The 21,212-nt window shown below is 38.6% G+C and carries 23 protein-coding genes and 1 pseudogene; 3 read left to right on the top strand and 21 right to left on the bottom strand.

From position 1 onward, the window contains the following. Positions 1-10: 10 nt before the first annotated feature. The 12 genes and pseudogenes from IPJ16_01000 to IPJ16_00945 form a co-directional block, all read right to left on the bottom strand. Positions 11-733: a hypothetical protein gene (locus tag IPJ16_01000; GenBank protein MBK7625776.1), complete on the bottom strand. Its 723-nt coding sequence runs from the start codon at positions 731-733 to the stop codon at positions 11-13. A gap of 198 nt (positions 734-931) precedes the next feature. After that, on the bottom strand, positions 932-1,222 hold the full coding sequence (locus IPJ16_00995; protein ID MBK7625775.1) for a DUF1330 domain-containing protein: 291 nt from the start codon (positions 1,220-1,222) through the stop codon (positions 932-934). 41 nt (positions 1,223-1,263) lie between these two features. Further along, positions 1,264-2,394: pseudogene (locus IPJ16_00990) on the bottom strand (putative sulfate/molybdate transporter). Between the two features lie 83 nt (positions 2,395-2,477). Next, entirely contained in the window at positions 2,478-3,209 is a 732-nt protein-coding gene (locus IPJ16_00985) for a hypothetical protein (GenBank protein ID MBK7625774.1), read from the bottom strand. Between the two features lie 505 nt (positions 3,210-3,714). Beyond that, a complete protein-coding gene (locus IPJ16_00980; GenBank protein MBK7625773.1) occupies positions 3,715-4,113 on the bottom strand; it encodes a DUF1801 domain-containing protein in 399 nt (132 codons plus the stop codon). Positions 4,114-4,169: 56 nt separating this feature from the next. Further along, positions 4,170-4,631: a hypothetical protein gene (locus tag IPJ16_00975; protein ID MBK7625772.1), complete on the bottom strand. Its 462-nt coding sequence runs from the start codon at positions 4,629-4,631 to the stop codon at positions 4,170-4,172. Between the two features lie 39 nt (positions 4,632-4,670). Continuing rightward, positions 4,671-5,663 carry a carboxypeptidase-like regulatory domain-containing protein gene (locus IPJ16_00970; GenBank protein ID MBK7625771.1) on the bottom strand — a complete coding sequence of 331 codons (993 nt, stop codon included), beginning with the start codon at positions 5,661-5,663 and terminating at the stop codon, positions 4,671-4,673. Between the two features lie 38 nt (positions 5,664-5,701). Beyond that, a complete protein-coding gene (locus tag IPJ16_00965; GenBank protein MBK7625770.1) occupies positions 5,702-6,331 on the bottom strand; it encodes a hypothetical protein in 630 nt (209 codons plus the stop codon). A gap of 84 nt (positions 6,332-6,415) precedes the next feature. Beyond that, on the bottom strand, positions 6,416-7,069 hold the full coding sequence (locus IPJ16_00960; GenBank protein MBK7625769.1) for a phosphoribosylanthranilate isomerase: 654 nt from the start codon (positions 7,067-7,069) through the stop codon (positions 6,416-6,418). Next, positions 7,070-8,323, bottom strand: coding sequence for an SBBP repeat-containing protein (locus IPJ16_00955; protein MBK7625768.1), 1,254 nt, complete (start codon positions 8,321-8,323; stop codon positions 7,070-7,072). A 33-nt stretch (positions 8,324-8,356) separates the two neighbouring features. Beyond that, positions 8,357-9,100 carry an MBL fold metallo-hydrolase gene (locus IPJ16_00950; GenBank protein MBK7625767.1) on the bottom strand — a complete coding sequence of 248 codons (744 nt, stop codon included), beginning with the start codon at positions 9,098-9,100 and terminating at the stop codon, positions 8,357-8,359. A gap of 24 nt (positions 9,101-9,124) precedes the next feature. After that, positions 9,125-10,339 (bottom strand): M28 family peptidase, encoded by a 1,215-nt coding sequence (locus IPJ16_00945; GenBank protein MBK7625766.1) that lies wholly within the window; start codon positions 10,337-10,339, stop codon positions 9,125-9,127. A 141-nt stretch (positions 10,340-10,480) separates the two neighbouring features. On the opposite strand from IPJ16_00945, the gene IPJ16_00940 reads away from it, so the two are divergent. Beyond that, entirely contained in the window at positions 10,481-10,672 is a 192-nt protein-coding gene (locus IPJ16_00940; protein MBK7625765.1) for a hypothetical protein, read from the top strand. Between the two features lie 18 nt (positions 10,673-10,690). On the opposite strand, the gene IPJ16_00935 is transcribed toward IPJ16_00940, so the two are convergent. The 9 genes from IPJ16_00935 to IPJ16_00895 form a co-directional block, all read right to left on the bottom strand. Continuing rightward, complete coding sequence (locus IPJ16_00935) at positions 10,691-11,266, bottom strand: YdeI/OmpD-associated family protein (protein MBK7625764.1); 576 nt, start codon at positions 11,264-11,266, stop codon at positions 10,691-10,693. A 20-nt stretch (positions 11,267-11,286) separates the two neighbouring features. Then, the gene (locus IPJ16_00930; protein MBK7625763.1) at positions 11,287-11,976 is read right to left on the bottom strand and encodes a fibrobacter succinogenes major paralogous domain-containing protein; all 690 of its coding nucleotides are present in this window, start codon (positions 11,974-11,976) and stop codon (positions 11,287-11,289) included. Between the two features lie 111 nt (positions 11,977-12,087). After that, positions 12,088-12,801: a hypothetical protein gene (locus tag IPJ16_00925; protein MBK7625762.1), complete on the bottom strand. Its 714-nt coding sequence runs from the start codon at positions 12,799-12,801 to the stop codon at positions 12,088-12,090. Between the two features lie 62 nt (positions 12,802-12,863). Continuing rightward, positions 12,864-13,910 (bottom strand): hypothetical protein, encoded by a 1,047-nt coding sequence (locus tag IPJ16_00920; protein MBK7625761.1) that lies wholly within the window; start codon positions 13,908-13,910, stop codon positions 12,864-12,866. Between the two features lie 51 nt (positions 13,911-13,961). After that, positions 13,962-14,657: a hypothetical protein gene (locus IPJ16_00915; GenBank protein ID MBK7625760.1), complete on the bottom strand. Its 696-nt coding sequence runs from the start codon at positions 14,655-14,657 to the stop codon at positions 13,962-13,964. 425 nt (positions 14,658-15,082) lie between these two features. Then, complete coding sequence (locus IPJ16_00910; GenBank protein ID MBK7625759.1) at positions 15,083-16,351, bottom strand: DUF481 domain-containing protein; 1,269 nt, start codon at positions 16,349-16,351, stop codon at positions 15,083-15,085. 247 nt (positions 16,352-16,598) lie between these two features. Beyond that, a complete protein-coding gene (locus IPJ16_00905; GenBank protein MBK7625758.1) occupies positions 16,599-18,194 on the bottom strand; it encodes a PspC domain-containing protein in 1,596 nt (531 codons plus the stop codon). 31 nt (positions 18,195-18,225) lie between these two features. Continuing rightward, the gene (locus IPJ16_00900; protein ID MBK7625757.1) at positions 18,226-18,552 is read right to left on the bottom strand and encodes a PadR family transcriptional regulator; all 327 of its coding nucleotides are present in this window, start codon (positions 18,550-18,552) and stop codon (positions 18,226-18,228) included. A gap of 47 nt (positions 18,553-18,599) precedes the next feature. Beyond that, positions 18,600-19,190, bottom strand: a complete 591-nt coding sequence (locus tag IPJ16_00895; GenBank protein MBK7625756.1) for a PspC domain-containing protein — start codon at positions 19,188-19,190, stop codon at positions 18,600-18,602. A 228-nt stretch (positions 19,191-19,418) separates the two neighbouring features. Here IPJ16_00895 and IPJ16_00890 point away from each other — a divergent pair, with 228 nt between their 5' ends. Further along, positions 19,419-20,411: a Gfo/Idh/MocA family oxidoreductase gene (locus IPJ16_00890; GenBank protein ID MBK7625755.1), complete on the top strand. Its 993-nt coding sequence runs from the start codon at positions 19,419-19,421 to the stop codon at positions 20,409-20,411. A gap of 85 nt (positions 20,412-20,496) precedes the next feature. Beyond that, positions 20,497-21,210, top strand: a complete 714-nt coding sequence (locus tag IPJ16_00885; GenBank protein ID MBK7625754.1) for a rhomboid family intramembrane serine protease — start codon at positions 20,497-20,499, stop codon at positions 21,208-21,210. Positions 21,211-21,212 lie beyond the last annotated feature (2 nt).

Here is a 21,212-nt window from a genome sequence, read left to right as displayed (position 1 = left end):
TTATGTCATTTTAGTGTTTAATTTCACCGGTCTCTCTGAAACTGGCTGAGGCAGACTCTTTTGTATTATGAGATGTGACAGCGAGACCAAGATAAAGTTTTAAAGGTAACTCAAGAGTGTAGGAAGTATAAACTTTCCAGTTCTTTCCATCCGTGCTGTAGTACCCGGTGAATTCATTATTTATGCGCTGAAGTCTAACCCATGTGTTTGGATATGTGACAGGAAACTCAGGAGTTCCGGCAGCACTGGCAGGATAGATAGCTTTCATCTCTCCATTACTTTGCTGACGGTATTGAAATTCATATCCGCCGTTATTTTTATTTCTCGGATTATTATTCGGAAATACCTGAAAATAGATGTGTCTGCAACCAGCTGTCAGATCTTCGCGGGCCATTATGCCAGCTTTTGTATAGAGATGTGGTGCGCTAAGACTTTCGATACGGGTAACAATATCAAAATCTCCGGTTTTCTCAATATAAACAAAGTTGAATTCATCCTTTACACCCCAGATGTCAGCTCCTCCTGCGGTAATTTTAAAACCACCTTTATCAACAGTAACAGTGCCGGCAATTGCAGGGTTCCCGATATCAGTGTGTTTAAAGTTTTTGACAGGGATTAGTTTTACTTTATCGGGTTTAGGTTTAATATTTTGAAAACTTAGACTACTCAGTAAAACAACTGAGCTCATAGAAAGAACCCCAATCAGTAATAATCGACTTGCTTTTTTATACATGTTTTAAATTATTAGGTGAATTTTAAATTTATGGACTAAAGTCCGTATTGTATTGATTATGAGTAACCACGGGCTTAAGCCCGTGGTTACTCAGAGAAAACCAGGGCAGGGCTTTAGCCCGAAAATGCTATTCTACACATCTTAAAAATGTTTTGGTGTGTTAGTATTCCCAAATCTACTAAAAAAAGAGATGCAGTTCTATTCCAATCCTTTAACAAGAATAGTATCACAATCAGCTGATCTTAGTCTGTGTTTTAAGATATCCTGATACTCTCTGGAATAATACCATCTTTCAAACTCCTCTTTTGAACTGAATTTTATTAATACAGATTTTGTATACTTCCAGTTTCCTTCAAGAATTTGAGGAGCTTCATCAACGGCAAGATATTCAATGTCATACATCTCACTTACCTCATCAACCTTGTCGAGATATTTCTGATATTCTTCCGGGTTATTTATCCTTATGTTTGCAATAAAGTAGTATTCCATATTTATCAGATAAGTGTATTATAATCCTTATTGAGCATACATTACTGTTTCCCAAAGTTCTTTAGGAACAGCTTATTTGATAAGTAGAAGATAGTTGTTCCAACTACCATACCAATTAAATATCCGTTTGGAAGACCAATCGCGCAGACTGCAACTATTACAGCAATCAGGAACATGTTCCGGTCAACAATGATGTCCTTAACAAGAAGAACCAGGGCAAATCCTTCAAAGAGAAGAATTACACCAAGGATTGGCTTAGGAAATACCATAAGTGTTTCAGCAGAGTTGCCACTAAAAAACAACCCAAGTACAAGGTAAAAAAGTCCATAGATTAAAGTAGAACCACCTGTCCTTCCTCCAAAAGTGTAATGGCCTGCTATGCCTCCTGATCCATGACACACAGGTATCCCTCCAAGAAAAGGGCTGATTAAATTCATTAGTGAGTATGTGAATCCAATCTTTTTCACTGTCAATTTCTTTTCAGGGAACAGATCGTTGGCAATCTGGTTGGTAGCAAATATTGAGTTTCCGAGCGAAAGGGGAATCTGCGGGATAGCCAGAAGAAGGAGACCGGCAAGAATATTCTGATATGAAAGGTGAGGAATTGAAAGTTTTGGAACTGAAAATGTGAGGTTCGTAAGGATCCCAAAGTGGAAAAGAAACATGTATATTACGCCCAGTCCGAGTATAAATATTGCAGGCGGGTATTTGCGGTTACCAATCAGAATTAGTCCGATAAGGAATGCTATCAGTGCAAAAATATACCCAGTTGTTTTATCAGCCGGAATATAATCTTTGACAGCCAGTAAACATAACTGTAATCCGAGTCCCAACTGTATTCCGCGTATCACTGTTTTGGGAATTACCCTGTTTAGCCAGACAAGGAGTCCGGTAAGGGTAAGGATGAGCATAATAATTCCGATAGCGAGCCCTCCTCCCCAGATCACTTCTGCTGAAACGTGCTGGGTAATTACAATTAACGCAACTGCCTTCAGGGGCTGAACCGGCATAGGGATACCATAGATCAAAGAGGTCATTATCTGTAAGATCCCATATACAATAAGGGTATTCGAAATCTGCAGGTTTGTAGCCAGGAGCATTCCTATTATCAGGGGCAGATCGGTACCGATATCTCCGAAGGCTCCGGATAATTCATTTCTGTTGAATTTTATTCTGTCGGTTAGAATAGACAATTGTAATTGTACTTTTAATCCTTTAAAAGTAGCCTATATTTTCAGAATAAAAAAGCCGGACTTTATATTGTGACTGGTGCTTCCTGAACAAGCTGTTTCATATTCCTGTGAAACTGTCTGATAAACTTGCGATGAAAATAGGGATAGAGCATATTATCGCGGAAAGGTGAATCACTTCTGAAATAGCTTTTATGAATAATTCTGATCTGTCCATCCAAATCATCTGAAAACTCTATGGTTTGTTTTCCCCTGGATTTGTTACCGTCAATATAACTGAACTCAATAATTCTCTTCAGGGGGTCGATATTTATTATTTCAAAAGCCATTGGCAAGTTGAATAGTCCACGCATTATTCTCAGGTCAAGAAAATATACTTGCCCCGTATCTATTTCAGGGAAAGTTGAATTGCCAGAGTATACTGCAGAATTGGATTTCTTGGAAATCAGTAACCCGAATCTGACAAAAGGGCCATTCCATGATTTTGTTGGATCAGCTTTCCTGTAGCAGTCCCAGACGTGTGAAAGTTTGTTTTTAAGAAAGAATGTTTTTTCTTGAAAGAGAAAACTTGATTCATCGAGACCTTCCTTCCAGCTGGCATGGATAAGTCCAAAATCCTGCATATGGTTAATGTCTCGTGCTTCAATATATTTGCGGACTTTCCTCTGGGGTATCTCGGAAAGGTCAATAGTCTGAGGAATCTGAGAGAAACAAGGCCACTCAGATAATCCGGCTAAGATGAAAAACACAACTACAGGCAACTGGAACAGGCCTGATTTTATTTTTCTAAACAGCATACTATAAACCAGGTAGATAATCTCAAAAATAGGGATTATATCAAATAAACAATTAAAAAGATGATAAGTTTGATTTATTGAGAGGTACTTCCCCTAGCCATCAACCTAAACTCTGGTGTTGAATGAAGAACTGCATAAAATAGTTTCCCCTCCTTTTGAAGGAGGGGTGGTCGGGATTATTGATTATCATATATATACAATATTCTATTTCCCGACCGGGGTGGTTGATTCCATGTTTTCTTCTTACATTTATTGGTATGAAAAACCAAAACATCTTTAAGAGGAAAAGTCTTAAATTCCTCAGATCAACACTCAGGAACAAGTCCACTTCTGCTGAGGTAATCAACCACCCCGGCCGGTATCAGCATTTGTATCATAATTAAAAAAGGTCCGGCCCCCTCCTTAAAAGGAGGGAAATGTATCAGACATATATTCAATGCTTTACATTTTGTTTTGTGCCTAATCCCCTCAATATTTTACTTTAATTAACACCTTAAGTTGACATCTATAAGGTTCTTCCCCTTTTCGTCTTTGATGATTTTTCTTTTGCTTTTTCCAGGTTCTGTAAGGCCCTGAATTTTACTATCTTAGTTATTAAGGCATAGGGGATGCTGTTATCCAGCGGAAACTGAACGGTTCCTTTACCGCCTTTATAAGCCGATAATTCTTCTTTAAATGAGGCAATTCCTTCTGCCCCGGGATAAAAACCAATATGTTTCTCATATCCTCCAAAATGAACCAGGTTTCCATGGAGTGTAAATGTTGGAATGCCATAACTTATTGTTTCCTTAGCTTCAGGTGCAGCTTTCTTAATTGTTTCCCTGATTTTCTGTAAAATCGTCTGAGTTTCTTTAGGAAAACATGCAATATAGCTGTCAATATCAGTGTATTTAGCCATATTCATTTTCATATTCAGCAGTATTTATTGAATAAATATATCTTTTCTTATGAAACAAAGGTTTATTCCAAAATGTTTAATTCAAGAATTAATCCTAGTTCTTTGATACCGGCTTTTCCTGATTCATAGGATGTGAACTTTTTCAAAGGAAACAGTTGTTTATTGTCAGAGCTAAACAGAAAAATCCGAATATCATTATAATGAATATCAACAGGTTGTGTCCCCCTGGTATATGCCCTGTAGCCCAAATGTGATTTTCTTAAACCTAATTTCATCCCGGGGTTTAAGCTTATCCATTTTCCGACAGGAATGAATCCAAATATATTATTTGAATGTTTTATCCTTTTATTTTCGGTATCAATAAAAGTAGTTGTGGTTGTAAAAGAGACAAAAGCTCCTACCAGAGCAATAACCAAACCTGATAGCGAAAAGTATGTTGCCAGAATACCCCCTAAAAACAAAAAGAAACCTGCTGAGCTTCCGAAGGGGCCGAATGCTTTTTCGAGTTTATTATTTATTATCATAAATTGGATTCTGTTATAAGATCCGGAAAGATAGATTTGTTAATATTCAAAAGGTAAAAGATCAGCGATTCTCTGTCTTGCCATTTCTCCCTGCCAGCTTATTCCCAAAGGATCGAAATAGCCATCTTTATCGAAGTAAATGGAGTCATTGTTTAATATTATCTGACTTGAAGTCCCTCTTGTATAATATGTTATCGTCATTGTTTTCTGGTTACAAAGAAACTTACTAATCACACCTGTCGCAGTATCCACGGTTTGACATAAATACTTATCGGGGGAGAGAACCTTATAATTAATGTCTTTAACAACAAATCCCTCAACTGCTTGAGTATTTGCCCATAATGATTTGATGAAGTGCATTCGGGAGCCCAGGTAAGCCGACCTTCTCCTGCGGTCGTATTTCTCCTGAAGGCTTTTATCAATGCTCAGATCTTCATTAAAGATGCAATTGCCCGTGATTAAAATATATCCGGTCTTTTTTGAATATTTAAAAATGTCAAGGTAATATACCAGGTTATAGCCAAGAGCATTATTTTCAATCAGGATCGGTTTCAATGAGATAGCTATAAGCGTATCACCAGAGGAATCATGTGAAAAAGTTATATCATCTTCATTTTTGATTGTGCAATTCGATGCGTTCATTGTTATCCCAAGAAATTCTCTCTTGAAATAACCCATATTATTTCTTCTCTCCCTCGAAATCTTTTTGGCATTTATTACTACTTCACTTAATTCAAACAATTTTGGAGTCAGATAGATTTCCAGTTTTTTATAAGGATCCAGATTTGGGATGTTAAGTGAGTAATATCCTAACGCACTTATTGTTAAAGGCATAGCGGGATATCTCGAAATATCAAGCTCAAAGTTTCCGCCTATATCCGAATTAGTTCCTACAAAAGTACCATTGATATAGATTGAAGCGTAATTAATTACTTCTCCCGTATTAACATCTTTGATTGTACCCTTCAGTATCTGACCAAAAGAAGATAGATACAAACAGGTAAACAGAAGAATCAGTAAGCTTTTTCTCATTTAAAATCAGATCAGGTGTTTTCTCTGCAGCTATGATTTTATTCTAATTTTAAGATAACTGGCGAGAGATCTCTTGTTCTCCCATCAGGCCCCAGGGCTTTGATATCTTTAAATACAATATAGTCACCTTTTCTGAATCCGGCTAAAACGGATTTCATTTTTTCAGTAAGTTTATTATTGCCAGAAACCATTTCATAATCTGTATCGTCCCTGGTATACATCATAGTAAACCCGGTAATTGTAAAACTCATATCCCAGGCGAAATCTACCAGCCTGGCTTCCAATGATTCTGTTTTAGCAATAAGGTCTTTTGAAGCTGTCCCGTTATTTTTACCTGCAAAGTATGCTTCCGGAACCGGAATATTTTTAATCCGGAACTCTTTTTCTGATACTTTTTTCCCATTTACCAGAACAGAAATCTGAGTTAAATCCTGATCGCCGGGATTTATCTCCCATCCGTTACTGACTTTCTTAATTGTTCCGTTTGAAACTGTTGCGGTAACCTTTTCAGCAGAAATTCCAGGTACAGCTATTGCTACAGGATTAGATACTCCGCGATAGAGGACATTCATATATGTTGCTGCAACAACTGCCTCATTTTCAACATCCTGAGCACTTGAAGTTAATGCTGCAAGGAACAGACATAAAATCAGATAAATAGTTTTCATTTGATGCTAACTTTAAGTTATTTATATCAAATTTCGACTATTTATTTCAGATGGTCTATACGGGAATCAATTATTTTTATTTCTCTATTCACGGAGTGCTTCAGTCATAAACTTCTTAAGCTTATTGATATCCAATAATCCTTTTGTCCTCACACCATTACAAAGATCAATTCCAAATGGTTGTACTTCATCGATAGCCATTCTTACATTATCTGCATTCAATCCGCCTGCAAGGAAGACAGGGCATTTTGAGTTATCCCTGATCTGTCGGCTCAGCTTCCAGTTGTGTACCTTTCCTGTGCCACCAAGGACTTTGACTTTCAGATTTGGATTACCGCTGTCGAGAAGTAAAGCATCAACTTTTTGAGAGATTTCGATTGCCTCACTTACTGATTTTTCATCAATAACATGTATTACCTGGACAATCTTAACTGAAGGCAGGGCACTCTTGAGATCATTGTATGAACCCTGTGCCAGAGCATCAACAATCTGAATTGTATTGGTATTTGTACGAAGGTGATGCTTTATAATCATTTCAACAGAGGTCTCACTTGTAAGCAGGAAAGTGGCAACAGGAGGCGGAACAGTTGCTGCAATCTGCTTAATCAACTCATCAGGTATTGGTCCCGGTCCGCTGGGCATTCTGGCAACCAGACCAAGGGCTGAGGCACCAGATTCAATTGCTGTCTTTGCCTCCGCGATGCTGCTGATACAGCAAATTTTAATTCGTGGTCTCATCTATTTATCTTTTCCAAGTTTTATAACATAAATATCCTTATCTCCATATGATTTACCAAACATGTCAGCACCGGTTAGTCCGACGTGATAGATATTACCTTGTTTGTCAGAAAGTACTGTTTTCCCGGATGTTCCTCCGCTTTTTCCAACTGCAGTGAAACTTCTTTCCCATGAGAAGGTCCCGTCTGTTTTGTACATACGAACAAACCCCTGACCGGGAGGAAGACTCGATATACCACTAACAAGGACATTATCGGGGAAAGCGGGATTAATATCAATTCCTCGAATTCCATCATTAAGTGTTGTTCCGAATTGACGGTTCCAGAGAATATCTCCTTTTTCATTGATTTTTAACAGGAAAGCATCTCCCTCACCGAGCTGTTGGGCACCAAAAGTCCCTGATGTAGAACCTCCCACATAAATGTTATTTTCCTTATCAGTATTCAGGATCATGGCAATATCAAATCCATCAGTTCCGAATTGGGTATATTTGATAAGTTTCAGCTTATCAGTGAATCGTCCGGTGAATCCATCAATAAACCCTTTATTATTGTCTGCGAGGTTACCCCAGGTAGTCCCGCAAATATTAATATCAGAGCCTGCTCCCCCGACTATTCCGTAAGCCAGATCATCCATTGGAGTTCCGAACTGCGAAACAAGGACAGTGTTCCCTTTGTTATCCAGTTTCATTATGAAGAAATCAGTTTTACCAAAGGAGGTTTGTGCCAGGTTTCCTCCGGTTAATCCTGTTAAATAAACATTTCCCAGGTTATCTGCAAATATCCCTTTGGCGATATCGATACTATCAGTCCCAAATTGTCTGGTCCACAGCATGTCCCCATCCGGATTATATTTTATTACAAAAATATCCTCTTTCCCAAATGATTTTTCATTTAAGATCCCGGTTGTTGAGCCTGTAATATAAATGTTCCCGTTGTGATCCAACGCCGACCATTGAATATCCTCCTCTCCGGACGTTCCAAATTGCCTTGTCCAGATAATATTCCCCGAATTATCAATTCTGGTAAGGAATCCATCATTCCGGCCAAGATTTTTTCCGTTCATTGATCCTGTTGTTTTACCTGATATGAAGATATTTCCATCCTTATCGATGAGATGGTTCATAGCGTATTCCTCCTTTTCAGAACCGAATTGTTTTCCCCAGATTGTTGTGTTTTGGGATTTTAAATTGCCTGATAAGCTTATTAAGACCAGAGATAGAAGCAATGCACTTCTATAATAAAACATCCTCATACTTCAGTTTATTATGATTATTATGGTTTCTTTTTATTCAGTTAAATTATGGCGAGGTGGATTCGTAGGTAGATTATAAATCCGGATCCATTTGTCATACTCTTTTTGCACCAATGACCTGGAGTTTGAGGTTCCGTGTGATGGGATAAAAATCCTGCATCCGGTCTCAAGTAATATGCCCCAGCTTCTTATCATCTGCATAATATCATTAGCAAAAGGAGGGAACACTGACCATTTGAATATACCGAACATTGTGTCTCCCACAAGGGCAATTTCATTGTCTACTATTATGCTCACTGAACCTGTTGTGTGTCCTGGTGTATGCAAAATATATGCATTAAATCCTATGATATTCAGGTCAAAGGTATCTTCAATAAGGATATCGTACTGACATGGTTTATACCGGGAAAAGGATAAAAATCTCTTTGCAAAGATTTCAACAAGTGTTTTTGATACAATATTTGTGCCCTGGGGTACTATATTTTCACCTTTGGTAAGAAAGAAGACTTCGCTTTTATGAACGAGAACCTGAGCACTGTATTTTTCTTTTATTTTTTGTGCGTTGGCAGCATGATCAAAATGAGTATGAGTCAATATCAGATACTCAATTTTATCAATATTTAGTGATTCCAGACGTTTTTCAAGTGTATTCCACATGAATGCAGGGCTTGTATCAATTAAAATATTTTTACCCCCGAAAGTCAGCAGAAAGACATTGCTCCGCCCGGATAAAACCCTGATAACTTTGTACCCGTTTTTTGTTTCCCACGTTTTCATTTTTTCTCCATATTACTTCAGAATTTACAGAGACCTGATTAAAGTGTTTAATGCAAGTGATATTTCAACCAGTTTATTGCAATCCACTATTCCGGGATTGTCTTTGGGAGTATGAGTAATATCCTGACCATTTATGTTATCAATAAACCACTTCGATGATACTGCTATTGCCGGAACGCCATACTGTAAAAATATACTATGGTCACCCTGGGGCCATTGAACTCCTTCAGTTATCCCATCGTATTTTTTAAATATCTCTTTTGTAATAATATCAATTTCATCAGGAAGACTGAAGAGAGAGAATGCTGACAGGCCTTCCCTGAAGCCTGCTCCGTCAATGTTTATATTCAGGAGAATAGTATCGAATCTGTCTTTGTTTTCTGATATATAATTCATTTGTCCCGGGACAGCATAATAGTCTTCTCCGTTTAATGCTACAAGTTCAATGAGTTTATTTCCGTTATAGTCTTTTAGTAAGTCGGCCAGAAGCAAAAGTACTATTACACCGGTGGCATTATCTATTGCTCCGGGTGTGCCTTTTTTTGCATCTATATGAGCTGTTATAACTATCCTTTTTGATTTTTTATTCCCCTTCAGCCCAATTACATTATATCCTTTACCGGGTATTCGCCTTGATTCAGATTGAAGGAATACTTTTTTCCTCTTAAGCGAAAGCAGTTTTGTTCCTTCCTCCTCAGTCAGATAAGCCGAAGGGATATCAAAATCACCATCTTCAATCAGGGGGAAAGGGTAGACACCGCCTGCCAGTGCAGCATTTCTGCCGGTTGCACTAATAATAGCCTTCGCACCGCTCTTCTCAAGAGCCGCAATAATCCTCTGATGCTCTTCAGGATTATAAAACACAAAGTTTTTTGGCATGAGCTGTTCCCTGGCAATTTCTCCGTGCAGGAAGATAATTTTATTCTCTGCACTGAGTGCTTCCAGTTCTTCAATTACTGAGGCAGTTGTTAATATCGCTTCTCCTTTGAACGGGAGGGAATAGGGACTTACCAGAAGTTCAAAATTCCCATCTTCTGATTTAAGGATTGCGCCATTCTCCTCCCAGTCGATTGCATCAAATTCAGACATTGCTGTTTCCCAGCCAAGAAGAGATAATTCTTTCTCAAAGAAATGAGTTGCCAGTATGTTTCCGCTGCTTCCGACACATCTTTCTTTAATTGTGTTACAAAGTGTATCGAGATAATTCTGACTTTTGAGAATAAGGTGGTTTCCTTTCATACTTAATACACGGATCGTTGGACATTCAAATTTAGTATAAACTCGATTAAAAAAATCATCTTGAAGACATGCTTCTGTTAAATATTTCACAGCAAGAAATTAACCCGATTATTGTAATTTTGGCAGGCATACTTAGATATTATGGCTTACAAACACTCAAATATTAAAAATATTGATCCTATACAGCCTGTCTGCAAAAAAGCAATATATAATACACAGGAAGAGGCTTTGGATATGGCAGCACATATTAAAGAAACCAGAGTGGTACGGGAAATCTCAGCCTATAAATGTACCATCTGTGGTTTCTGGCATCTGACCAGCCGGACAAAATGATGTATTTTCACTTAGTTTTCAGGCATATACCCGCTTCTGTTTTTCACTTTCAGTTATAGTCTTCTCAAGACGTGCCAATCTCGTTTTTTCCTGTTTGGCAGAGAGGATCCAATGAATTATTGTTCTTTTGTATGAAGGGGCCTGACGGGAGAAGTATTCCCAGGCAGTTTTGTTTTCTTTGAATTTGTTTTCAAATTCTTCATGAAGTTGTTTAGCTTCACTTTCATAACTTGAAATTCCCGACATTTCTTCTTTACGCTTATTGTAAATCTGGAGCCCTGCCGGCTGCATCATGCCTGACTTTATTAATTCTTCAACTTTTTTAATGTTTACAGTACTCCACCTGCTTGTTTCTCTTCGTGGTGTAAACCGGTTACAATAGCTCTCTTTGTCTATTGATCTTCGAATTCCGTCAATCCATCCGAAGCAGAGCGCTTCATCAACCGACTGAGACCATGTCATTGTTGGTTTCCCGGTGGCTTTTTTGTAATAGCCCACATATAGTTCTGTCTTGATTTTGTGGTTTTTCTCCAGCCACGATCTGAATTCTTCCGGGCTTTTAAAGAATATAGGTTTTTCTGAAACTGTATTCATAATCTCAAAAGACTAATGTCCTAATCTTTAACACATCTGACTGAAAACCCGTTTGTTGAGTCAATAAAGTTTCTGGTTACGGCAATGTCGCGGTAGTATATGCTTCTGTACCAGTTATTGAAGGTATTTGTTTCACCCGGACTCCACCAGTAACCCATGTTTTTTATGGTGAGGAATAATCCATTTGTATATCTGCTCCCGCCAGGGAGTGCATTAAACTGAATTTCATTTGTGGCTCCTGAATTTGGTTCACTCCAGTGCAGGGTCCCGGTATTTTTTAGTTTTCCTCCGGCAATTTTTTCGCCTCCCAGCCACGATTCGAGTTTTAACCAGTCTTCATTTGTTGAAACATGCCATCCTGCGGGGCATAATTTGTTAGTATTGACAGCATAAGCATTATACAAAGCTCCATAAACGTTTTTATAAACAGTGTCGTTTTTATACCAGCAATAGCCGGGAGTTGACAGTGCTGCCCATTCAGCAATACCTGTAATGTTGGCTATTGCAGTACCATCGTTAAGTCTTGTGCTTCTAAGGTTTTCAGCCATCCAGATCTGGTCGCCGATTCTTATTGTATTGTAAATATTCCCATCCAGATCCTTTACAGTACCTGCTTCCTGCGCGATCAAATTATAGCTGGAAGCAACGAATAATAATGCAGAGACCATAATTTCTGCAAAAATCCTGCTTATTTTTTCAATTTTTTTCAATTTTAGCTTCCTTGTCTGATTAACTGCCTACAAGATAGTCATATTTTACATGCTTTAATCCGGAATCGCAAATCCGCCATCCGCAATCTCGATGTCTTCTGTCTTTTCTTATTATTGGTATTGCCTGTACCAGAAAACCGATACATCGGAATACGAATAATTCTCTGTTTTGAAGAGTTTTGTATTGTAAAACTTCTTATAGATCATATTGTTTACCTCATCAATGCTTTTGTCAATGCCATAATTATAGGCAGTTGCAAGGAACCTTATCCTTGTCAGGTCATCCATTTTGTTGGTTTTGTATCTCTTCTCGCAGATTTTAATAAATGCTATCAGATATCTGAACTGGATCTTCGGGTCTTCAAGGTCAGTCACAATTGATTTCCTGTAATTCTTTATATCGCTGAATTCTGTTTCATCCATGAAGGTTATACCTGACCTGCGGCTTAACACAGACGGAGCCTGTTTTCTGATTGATTCTGCAAATGAGGGCTTCATCTGAAGCTGTCCGATTGAAAAGTTGGCATAATATTCACCGAGATTAACATAGAGAGTTTTGAGAAGTGTTGTCTCCATTTTATCGCGGAGGGCTGAGTAGCGGACAAGTTCAGGGAAAATAACAGCTATTGCAAGAGGGTAGGAGATGTTATGTTTCTTAAGGAGCGGCTCAATCCATTCTCTGTTTTCGGTTTCAAAAGCTACCGCTTTAGTCCAGTCAGATTCAAAAATTGCCTTATAATCTAAATCTTGAGAGTAAGACAGATTAATCTGAAAAAGAAAGACCAGAAGTAAATGGATTGGTTTCATTTTTCGGATTCTGCTCATATTTAATCCCCTCTGCCGCTGAGCGGCATCTCCCCTGTGAGGGGAGAAAAAGGGACAAAAAATCAAAACGGGATCTTACACTGCATTATGGCATTCTTCTTGGGAGAATAGTACATATATGCGAGATGAACTTTACCGTCACTCTTCATGAGATACGGATTAAACAACCCATTAAGTTTTTTCGAGTTATCACTAAACATCAATTCACCATAACTGACATAAGCATATTTAGTGTTTGCAGAATTAATAAAAATCCCGTTGGAGCCAAGATGTTCAGTTTTAAGTGAAATTATCTTATTCCCTTTCAGATCGAAAACATCAGGATAAGTTAACAGGAGTATTTCATCGTATTTCATTTCGGTGTTCAGGACTCTTTGTCCCATCATAGGATCATATGTTGACCCTTCCACGTTTGTAATAAATTTGGGAAGAATGGAGGTGGGACCCCCGCCCTGCATCATTTTCTGGCTCATCTGCTGACTGAATTTCATTGCAAGGTCTATCTTTTCCTGTTCTGTTTTAGCATTATTGATTGCTTCCTCCATTTTTTCGCCATCGCTCTTTGTTGCAGCAAGATTTTCTGTTACTGTTGCAGCAAATTTATCTTTGGATCTGGTTACAACAAAACTATTTATCATGGCATAAGGGCCGTAGGTTTTTCCGGCAAAAGAGATTAAATATTTTTCTCCCGATCTGGTTATATACTGACCATACAGATTTGTCCAGTCAATATCACTTCCTTCTGTTTCTCGGGATACGCCAAAGCCGGTAAGTCTTTTGTCGCCTGCAGGTATCGGACCCTGTGTAACCCCTTCTTTGGCAATATAGAAATTGCCTGATATTTTATCTTTCAAGAGTATAGCACCATCTTCACGGACATTAATATCAAGTTCGGAATAATCAAGCTGTATCTTTCCTCCCATATCGGCAATAAGCACAGCATCGGAACAGGCACATTCAGGCTCAGGTTGGCTGGCGTTTTTATTTTGTGGCCTTCCAAGCAGCTCGTCAGTCATAGATTTGGTGACTTTCTTTAATAATCCCTGCCCGTTAACAGGATTTGTAATTAATATACATATAGCTACAATAAACAGAATGGACCTTTTCATATAAACAGATTTAAATATTTATCAAATATAATTATAAGAAATTAATATTATTTAACTCCGGAGTGTCTCTAAATTTTTCTTAAAAGCGGGGGAATTATACCAGGGATCAAATTCGGGATTCTTAATAATTTCGCCGGTTTTATGATTGATATATCCTTTAATAAACTTATTCGATAACTGATAGGTAAGGTCAGAATTCTCATTTTTCGAAGGAGAGAGTTCAGTCAGAATATTCTCAAAAGAGTGATTTTTTATACCGGCTTTTTCCATCTCCAGCGAGTAGTAATTAACGATATCATTTGATATGCATATAATTATCAGATAATCACCAAAAAACTTTCTGCTATCATGTTTAATCTTCAGATCAAGATTGTCTTTTGTAACAGGCAACGCTGTTTTATAAAATGAATCAACAAAACGGAACCCGTTTGCCAGAATGTTTCTGGCATCTGACTCTTCCATGGTATAATGCATATAAGTCTTCATTTCGGTATAATTCTCAAAAATGAAGTCAGTTGTGTCCTTCTCAAGAATTTTGCTGGAAAAATAGGAGCTGTAACGGCTTAGTTTCTGTATCTCACCCAGGAAAGCCATCATCTCATCCATACTCCGGCTTTTTTCAATTCCTGATAATCTCTTAACTGTAGCCTCGATGAAGATGTTTTTTCTTGTCAGCTGAACCTGGAGATATACACTATATACGACAAGCGCAATGATTAATAACAGAAGTACAATTTGTGTTGCCATACTATTGTAATTTGATTAATCTGAATTTCACATTAAAGGTACAATAGAATCGCAGCAACAGCAATTTTTAGAGAAAAATATTATTCAAATATTTTCCGGAGTGCTTAGGAAATTAAGTTTAGGTTGAAGGAGATTCCTCATTCATCAACTCATGTCAGATTCTCTCCTAATCCTGAGCTTTATTAAAAGTTGATGAATTCGGAATGACAGATTACAATTTAATGAGGGGGGAAAGAAGTGGCGATTCACGAGGAAATTTATAATTCTTAACTAATTTGTCTTCGCGAATCGCCACTTCTTTCCCCTTAAACCCTAATTTCGCCTTGTCATTCCGAAGCGAGGCGAGGAATCTCCGGGTATATGCAGAATGTCAACATGTAATCTTTGGTGTACGATTATTCTCTTCCTGTTCTTCAGCAAAATTATTAATTCATCATTATAGTCATACCGCCACCGCCACCGTTACCGAATCGGGGATTAACCACATTGTTGTAAATTGAACCAAAAGTATAAGAGAAGCCAAAGCTTGTGAAGTACTCGAACTGGGTTGCAAGTTCCTTTCTCTGAAGCAGAACCTCTTCAGCAGTTGCCCCTCCTTTTACAAGGCCTAACTGATCGTGGATTAATGAAGCGCCTCCGCCGAAGTTAACTGATAATCCCTTAGCAATTCTCAGATCAAGGAAGCCGTTGAGAGAGAGGTTGTTTTTTGACCAGTCATGAAGGTAATTGCTGTAATTCAGGCTCAAATCTATCGATCCCCATTTCTGAACAACTTCATATGCGGCGCTTACTGAATGCATAAAATGGCCCTCTTTTGTCAGGTTGTAAATAGTCGTATCCATATAATTTACATAACCGTAACCGATGGTATATAATAATCTGAGTTGCCTTCTCGTCGACTCAGAGTAAGGGAAAACATCATATTCAATACCAGGCATAAATGTTGCTGAAAACTTCTGGTTGTTATAACTTGATGATCCTGTGTATGCAGATCCTCCATAAGACCAATGGTCATTTATGCTTTTGACAATTAAGGCATTAACTGATTTAGAATTGTTTTCACTTGTAATTATTTCATCTTCGATATCAAATTTGTCAATTCCGTAATTATACCTTGCTCTCAGATTTATCTTCCATTTTTCCGTTACTCTGGAAGCGTTAAAATTTCCATAGAGGTTGGTGGCTTTATACGACTGCTGCCCCTGAAGCCATCCATTTAGAGAAGTCCTGAATACCCAGCTGTCCCACTTATCAGATGATACAGTTTCAGAGAGAGGTTCTGTGAAACTGATTTTCATATAATCTGCAAGAGGTGTTTTAGCCACATATCGCATAAGTCCCATCTTAAGAGTCCTAACCTCTTTTATTCTTCTTTCATCCTGTGTATCATCCGGAGAAGAAACAAAAGAGATTGTATCGCGCATACCTGCATTCTCGTTCTGTCCAACGAGAAAATAGGTGAACTCACGGCCGCCGGATCCGGTATTTTGTGAAGTGGAAATTATATAAACTCCGGCATCTTTAATATCTCTTACATAATTCACATAAGGAATCTCTTTACGGATGTAGTCGTTGGCTTCCATAAACACATTGAGGGCATCCTTTCGCAACGTGTCCGATTTGGTTGCGACATCCTGTGGGAATGCCTGAATAAAGAGAATTGAGAGTAATAATAGTAAAAAAGATCTTTTCATGGCTATAGTTAGTTAAAAGTTAAAACGGTAACGAAGGTAAACAATGGTTTATTATCCCATACCTAAAATATTAGGTTTAACAAATCATTAACCAAAAGGATACCTCTCCCCATCACGATAGCCATCGGGACCCTCCCCCGAGTGGGAGGGGCTTAATGAGCAGATACAGAATGTAATAACCCCCTTCTCTCCTGGGAGAAGGGGGCAAGGGGGATGAGGTTAACCCCCAGGAATGAAAAACAAGACTTTATTTTTGTAACGTTATAACTTTATCTGCTTCCTCAAGCCCATCTTCTGTCAGAATCCAGAATTTGTTACCTAATTCCCAGGGTTCAGTGTTATAGTCTGTTCTTGAATAGCTACTATCATCACCATCGATTTTCATTATATTTATTCTGTGTCTGAATAGTTTTTCAGTAGAGTTCTCGAAGTACAATACGGTTCTTTCAGGGATATTAAGATTTATCGTAACGAAATCGGCTGTCCATTTCATTCCTGAAGGAACTGTAAAAAACTCATCAAGATACAGAGTGTCGTTGCTAATTCTGTAATTGTACTGCAGTGACTCTGATTTTCTTGAAGCTTCAGCCCTGGATCGCCCTGATGAGCGTTTACGGATCTCGACTTTGGCATTCTCTTTATCCGTAATTGTAAATCTCAGATCGGGGCAGATGAATATTGTTCTTGTTGAATCATCCATGAAAACAGTATAGTCATCATCCGGTACTGCGAACTGGCTGTTGTATTTCAGATCAGCGATTTTTTGTCCTGACATTATGTAAAGTGTATCCGGTGGCTGAGGAATTGGAGTCTGAGTGTAACTCTTTGCAGATTCAGCAAAACTTACACCTTCATTGAAGAGCATAATTGAAAGTGCTGTAACCGACATAACCCATAGAATAAAGCATATCAGGGTGATGATACCATCCTTTGCCCTGAACCAGAAGATCATTTTAACACCCCAGTAAATAAGGGCGAGCATTGGTAGAAAGATTGCAACCAGGGTAAGTATTATTATCCAGGGAGCTAACGCGGGATTCACGATATAATTAAGGAAATCGGGAAACCAGATAACAGATGAATCAAAAGCTTCGTTTGAGAATACCCATGGCATTTTAAATACAAAGACCATGAGAAGAGTTACCATTGTAAGGAAGCCTGTTACCACAAGTGTAACACCTACCATTATCATAAAGATCCTGAAGATAATGTATAACACACTTCCGATAGCCCGGAATATTTCGTTGAACGCATTTCCCACTTTTGCAGAACCATTGTATCGGTTTGAATATGATCCGTCCGGCTCTTTGTTTACAGAATATGCAGAATGGTAGGAACTGCCATACATCTCTCTCCTTTTAGCTTCAGTGTTCGCCTCAGGAAGGGCAATCCACAGTACTATATAAAGGAAGAATCCTATTCCCAGAAAAAAGCTTATAACAAAGAGAATCCTGAAAAGAACCGGATCGGTATCGACATAAGCTCCAATTCCGCTGCAAACACCGCCAATTATCTTGTCATCGGGATTCCTGTACATTCTTCTTTTTTGAGAGGTATAAGTATGCTGTTCAGGTTGCTCCTCATTAACATCAAAATCTTCCGGTTTACCTATTATTGAGATCATCGCCTCAACATTATCTTTACTTATGACTCCGGCTAGTCCCTTTTGAGACTGAAAAATTTCTGAAATGCGTGATTCAATATCTTCTATTGTCTCATGTCCTCCCTGCACATTTCTGAAGCGGCTGTTAATTGACTGGAGGTAGTCGCGCAGAATCCTGAATGCATCTTCATCTATCTGGAACAGGGTGCCCGCGATGTTTATATTTATTGTCTTGTCCATTATTGTCAGTTTTAAATGTTTAATAATAGGGTTACCTGGTTCTTATCAGATTAACTGAATCCACTAGTTCCTGCCATGATTTATCGAGGTCGGCCAGGTAAGTCCGGCCAGCGTCGGTAAGTTCGTAGTATTTCCGGGGAGGTCCCTGTTGTGATTCTTCCCATCTGTAGCTGAGTAATCCTGCATTTTTCTGTCTTGTTAAAAGCGGGTAAAGAGTTCCTTCAACCACTATTACCTCAGCCTCTTTAAGTTCCTTTATTATGTCGCTTGCATAACAGGAATTCCTGGATAAGACTGAAAGAATGCAGTATTCCAGTATCCCTTTGCGCATCTGTGCTTTTGTATTTTCGAGATCCATGATATGTAGTTTTAATTATTTATACTTCAAATTGTATTTTCAAGTCTTTACAGATTCATGTTTTTCCTCACGGTATCAAATTCTTTTTTTACAGAATCCTTAATGTTGTGGATGTTTACCGGGTTTCCTTTCATCTCAATTTTCTGGGCAGTTGTTTTTGCCTCAGGTATGACTATATAAAGTATCAGGTAGACAAGAAGTCCCAGTCCGCCCATCATCGCGAGCACTACAAAAATTATTCTGATGATCCATGCTTCCACATCCCAGTATGCTCCCATTCCGGAACATACACCACCTATAATTCTGTGATCAGTATCGCGGTACATTCTGTGGTATCCGGGTGATGCAAATTTGTCACGAGCTGATGGTCCGTCGTTATCAGATATATCTTCGGGTGTTCCCATGACTGACATAGCCTGGCGGACATCCTCAATATTTATTACCTGCTTGTATGTTGTGAGTTTCGTGCGGAAAATCTCCGCCATACGGGTCTCAATATCTGAGAGTATCTCTGATGAACTCTCCTCTCCCGCAAAGTGAAGTTCAAGGTTTTTGAGGTATCTCTTTAATTCGGTATAGGCATCTTCATCTATGTTGAAGGAGTAGCCCCCGAGATTGATGCTAACTGTAATTTTCATAGTACTGTTTGGTTTTTACTACTGTTAAAATATTATAACTATACAATGCAAAGATATAATTAAATATTAATACTATGCAATACATAGTAGTGAAAAAATGAAATTATTTTTAAATTATTTTTTAATGTGCAGATATACAATTAATTAAAAATCAATTGTTATGTTGTAGGAATATGGCATGGCATGTCCCTACCTGAAATTTCATATATTTATCCAAATATTGTTTCTATGATTAAGAAATACAAATGGGGCATTCTGGCTCCGGGGAAGATGTCGGCAAAATTTACAAGGGGACTTAAACTGCTTGATAATGTTGAACTTTATGCAGTAGGTTCGCGCGATAAAGAGAGGGCAAAGATTTTTGCTGAAGAGTTTGGATTTAAGAAATCCTATGGAAGTTATGAAGAGCTTGCATCTGACAAGGAAGTAGATATTATTTATGTAGCATCTCCGCATTCTCATCATCATGAGCATGTTATGCTGTGCCTAAAAAACAGGAAAGCTGTTCTTTGCGAAAAAGCATTTGCTCTTACAAGCAGGGAGGCCGGAGAAATGTTGACTGAGGCAAAAAATCAGAAGGTGTTTCTTATGGAGGCACTATGGCCGCCCTTTCAGCCAATGTATATTAAAACAAAAGAGACAATTGACAGCGGAATAGCCGGAAGGATTTTACATCTAAATGCAAGGTTTGGTTTTCAGGCACCTTATAATCCGACCGACCGCAAATTCAATCTTGATCTGGGAGGAGGGTCGTTACTGGATATTGGTATCTATGCCGTAATTGATGCTCTCTGGTTTATTGGCGTTCCTGATGAAATTACTGCAGTGGCTTCATTTGCAGAAACAGGATCTGAAGACTCAATAAGTATAATCTTCAAATATAACGACGGTCGGATGGCAAACCTGTACAGCTCTTTCCGGACAGCTGCAGGTATAGGCTGTGATCTCCTGTGTGAAAAGGGAAATCTTTACTTTTCCCGTGCAAGGGATATGTCGCAATGCCTCACAATTGCTTTCAACGGAGAAGAAAAAAGGGATTACTCTCTTCTTCCTGATGGTATGGGTTATCAGTATGAAGCAGCAGAGGTAATGAAGTGTCTCGATGAGGGAAAACTTGAAAGCAGTGTAGTACCCCATGAGTTTACTCTGAACCTTATGAAAACTCTGGACAGGATCAGGGAAGCAGCAGGGATTGTGTTTCCGGGGAGGGATTTGAGATGAGAGAGAAGGGTTGCTTCAGAGCTGAGCACCATCCCAATGACCGATTACCTTGTAATCAAAACAGTACCAAGTACCCAAGCTCATAATGTCAGAAACCAACTCAGATATTAATAGTGACCTTGCTTTCTACAGAAAGAAGCTTCTGCTGAGCATGATTATTCCCGGGATTATTGTTTTTTTCATGTGGCTTGTTAAAATAACTGAGGTTTTGTTCGGGCTTGATTTTTCATCTGCCGGGATTTACCCTCTTACGGCTGAGGGATTACCGGGAATACTTCTATCACCTTTTATTCATGCCGACTTCAAACATCTGTTCAGCAATACATTACCATTGTTTTTTCTTCTGGTGGCCCTCTTCTATTTTTATTCTGAAGTTGTTATAAAAATTAGTATCCTGACTTATGTTTTAACCGGTTTATTGGTCTGGATCTTTGGCAGATCTTCGTGGCATATCGGTGCAAGCGGCCTTGTATACGGAGTAGCATCTTTTCTTTTTTTTAGCGGTATAATAAGAAAATACTTCAGGCTAATAGCATTATCTCTTCTTATAGTTTTTCTTTATGGCTCTATGGTATGGGGAATCTTTCCCGGAATATATAAGAATGTTTCATGGGAGTCGCATATGCTCGGATTCTTTTCAGGGGCCATTCTCTCTGTCTGGTTTCGGAAGGAAGGTCCCCAGCAGCCGGTGTATGAATGGGAGGAAGAAGAAGATGAAGAGGAGAATGGGGGAATGGGAGAGCGGGAGATTAAAGAGACTGATGAACCAGCACCCGGCACCCAGCAACATAATTTATAATT

The sequence above is a fragment of the Bacteroidales bacterium genome, from assembly GCA_016709865.1.
In the GTDB taxonomy this organism is placed as follows: Bacteria; Bacteroidota; Bacteroidia; order Bacteroidales; family VadinHA17; genus LD21.
Note: the sequence above shows the minus strand (reverse complement) of the source record. Positions and strands in the feature narration are given on the sequence as shown.

Coding starts and splice junctions, on each gene's coding strand:
- IPJ16_01000 (MBK7625776.1), bottom strand. CDS start 733: ATGTATAAAAAAGCAAGTCGATTATTACTGATTGGGGTTCTTTCTATG.
- IPJ16_00995 (MBK7625775.1), bottom strand. CDS start 1,222: ATGGAATACTACTTTATTGCAAACATAAGGATAAATAACCCGGAAGAA.
- IPJ16_00985 (MBK7625774.1), bottom strand. CDS start 3,209: ATGCTGTTTAGAAAAATAAAATCAGGCCTGTTCCAGTTGCCTGTAGTT.
- IPJ16_00980 (MBK7625773.1), bottom strand. CDS start 4,113: ATGAATATGGCTAAATACACTGATATTGACAGCTATATTGCATGTTTT.
- IPJ16_00975 (MBK7625772.1), bottom strand. CDS start 4,631: ATGATAATAAATAATAAACTCGAAAAAGCATTCGGCCCCTTCGGAAGC.
- IPJ16_00970 (MBK7625771.1), bottom strand. CDS start 5,663: ATGAGAAAAAGCTTACTGATTCTTCTGTTTACCTGTTTGTATCTATCT.
- IPJ16_00965 (MBK7625770.1), bottom strand. CDS start 6,331: ATGAAAACTATTTATCTGATTTTATGTCTGTTCCTTGCAGCATTAACT.
- IPJ16_00960 (MBK7625769.1), bottom strand. CDS start 7,069: ATGAGACCACGAATTAAAATTTGCTGTATCAGCAGCATCGCGGAGGCA.
- IPJ16_00955 (MBK7625768.1), bottom strand. CDS start 8,323: ATGAGGATGTTTTATTATAGAAGTGCATTGCTTCTATCTCTGGTCTTA.
- IPJ16_00950 (MBK7625767.1), bottom strand. CDS start 9,100: ATGAAAACGTGGGAAACAAAAAACGGGTACAAAGTTATCAGGGTTTTA.
- IPJ16_00945 (MBK7625766.1), bottom strand. CDS start 10,339: ATGAAAGGAAACCACCTTATTCTCAAAAGTCAGAATTATCTCGATACA.
- IPJ16_00940 (MBK7625765.1), top strand. CDS start 10,481: ATGGCTTACAAACACTCAAATATTAAAAATATTGATCCTATACAGCCT.
- IPJ16_00935 (MBK7625764.1), bottom strand. CDS start 11,266: ATGAATACAGTTTCAGAAAAACCTATATTCTTTAAAAGCCCGGAAGAA.
- IPJ16_00925 (MBK7625762.1), bottom strand. CDS start 12,801: ATGAGCAGAATCCGAAAAATGAAACCAATCCATTTACTTCTGGTCTTT.
- IPJ16_00920 (MBK7625761.1), bottom strand. CDS start 13,910: ATGAAAAGGTCCATTCTGTTTATTGTAGCTATATGTATATTAATTACA.
- IPJ16_00915 (MBK7625760.1), bottom strand. CDS start 14,657: ATGGCAACACAAATTGTACTTCTGTTATTAATCATTGCGCTTGTCGTA.
- IPJ16_00910 (MBK7625759.1), bottom strand. CDS start 16,351: ATGAAAAGATCTTTTTTACTATTATTACTCTCAATTCTCTTTATTCAG.
- IPJ16_00905 (MBK7625758.1), bottom strand. CDS start 18,194: ATGGACAAGACAATAAATATAAACATCGCGGGCACCCTGTTCCAGATA.
- IPJ16_00900 (MBK7625757.1), bottom strand. CDS start 18,552: ATGGATCTCGAAAATACAAAAGCACAGATGCGCAAAGGGATACTGGAA.
- IPJ16_00895 (MBK7625756.1), bottom strand. CDS start 19,190: ATGAAAATTACAGTTAGCATCAATCTCGGGGGCTACTCCTTCAACATA.
- IPJ16_00890 (MBK7625755.1), top strand. CDS start 19,419: ATGATTAAGAAATACAAATGGGGCATTCTGGCTCCGGGGAAGATGTCG.
- IPJ16_00885 (MBK7625754.1), top strand. CDS start 20,497: ATGTCAGAAACCAACTCAGATATTAATAGTGACCTTGCTTTCTACAGA.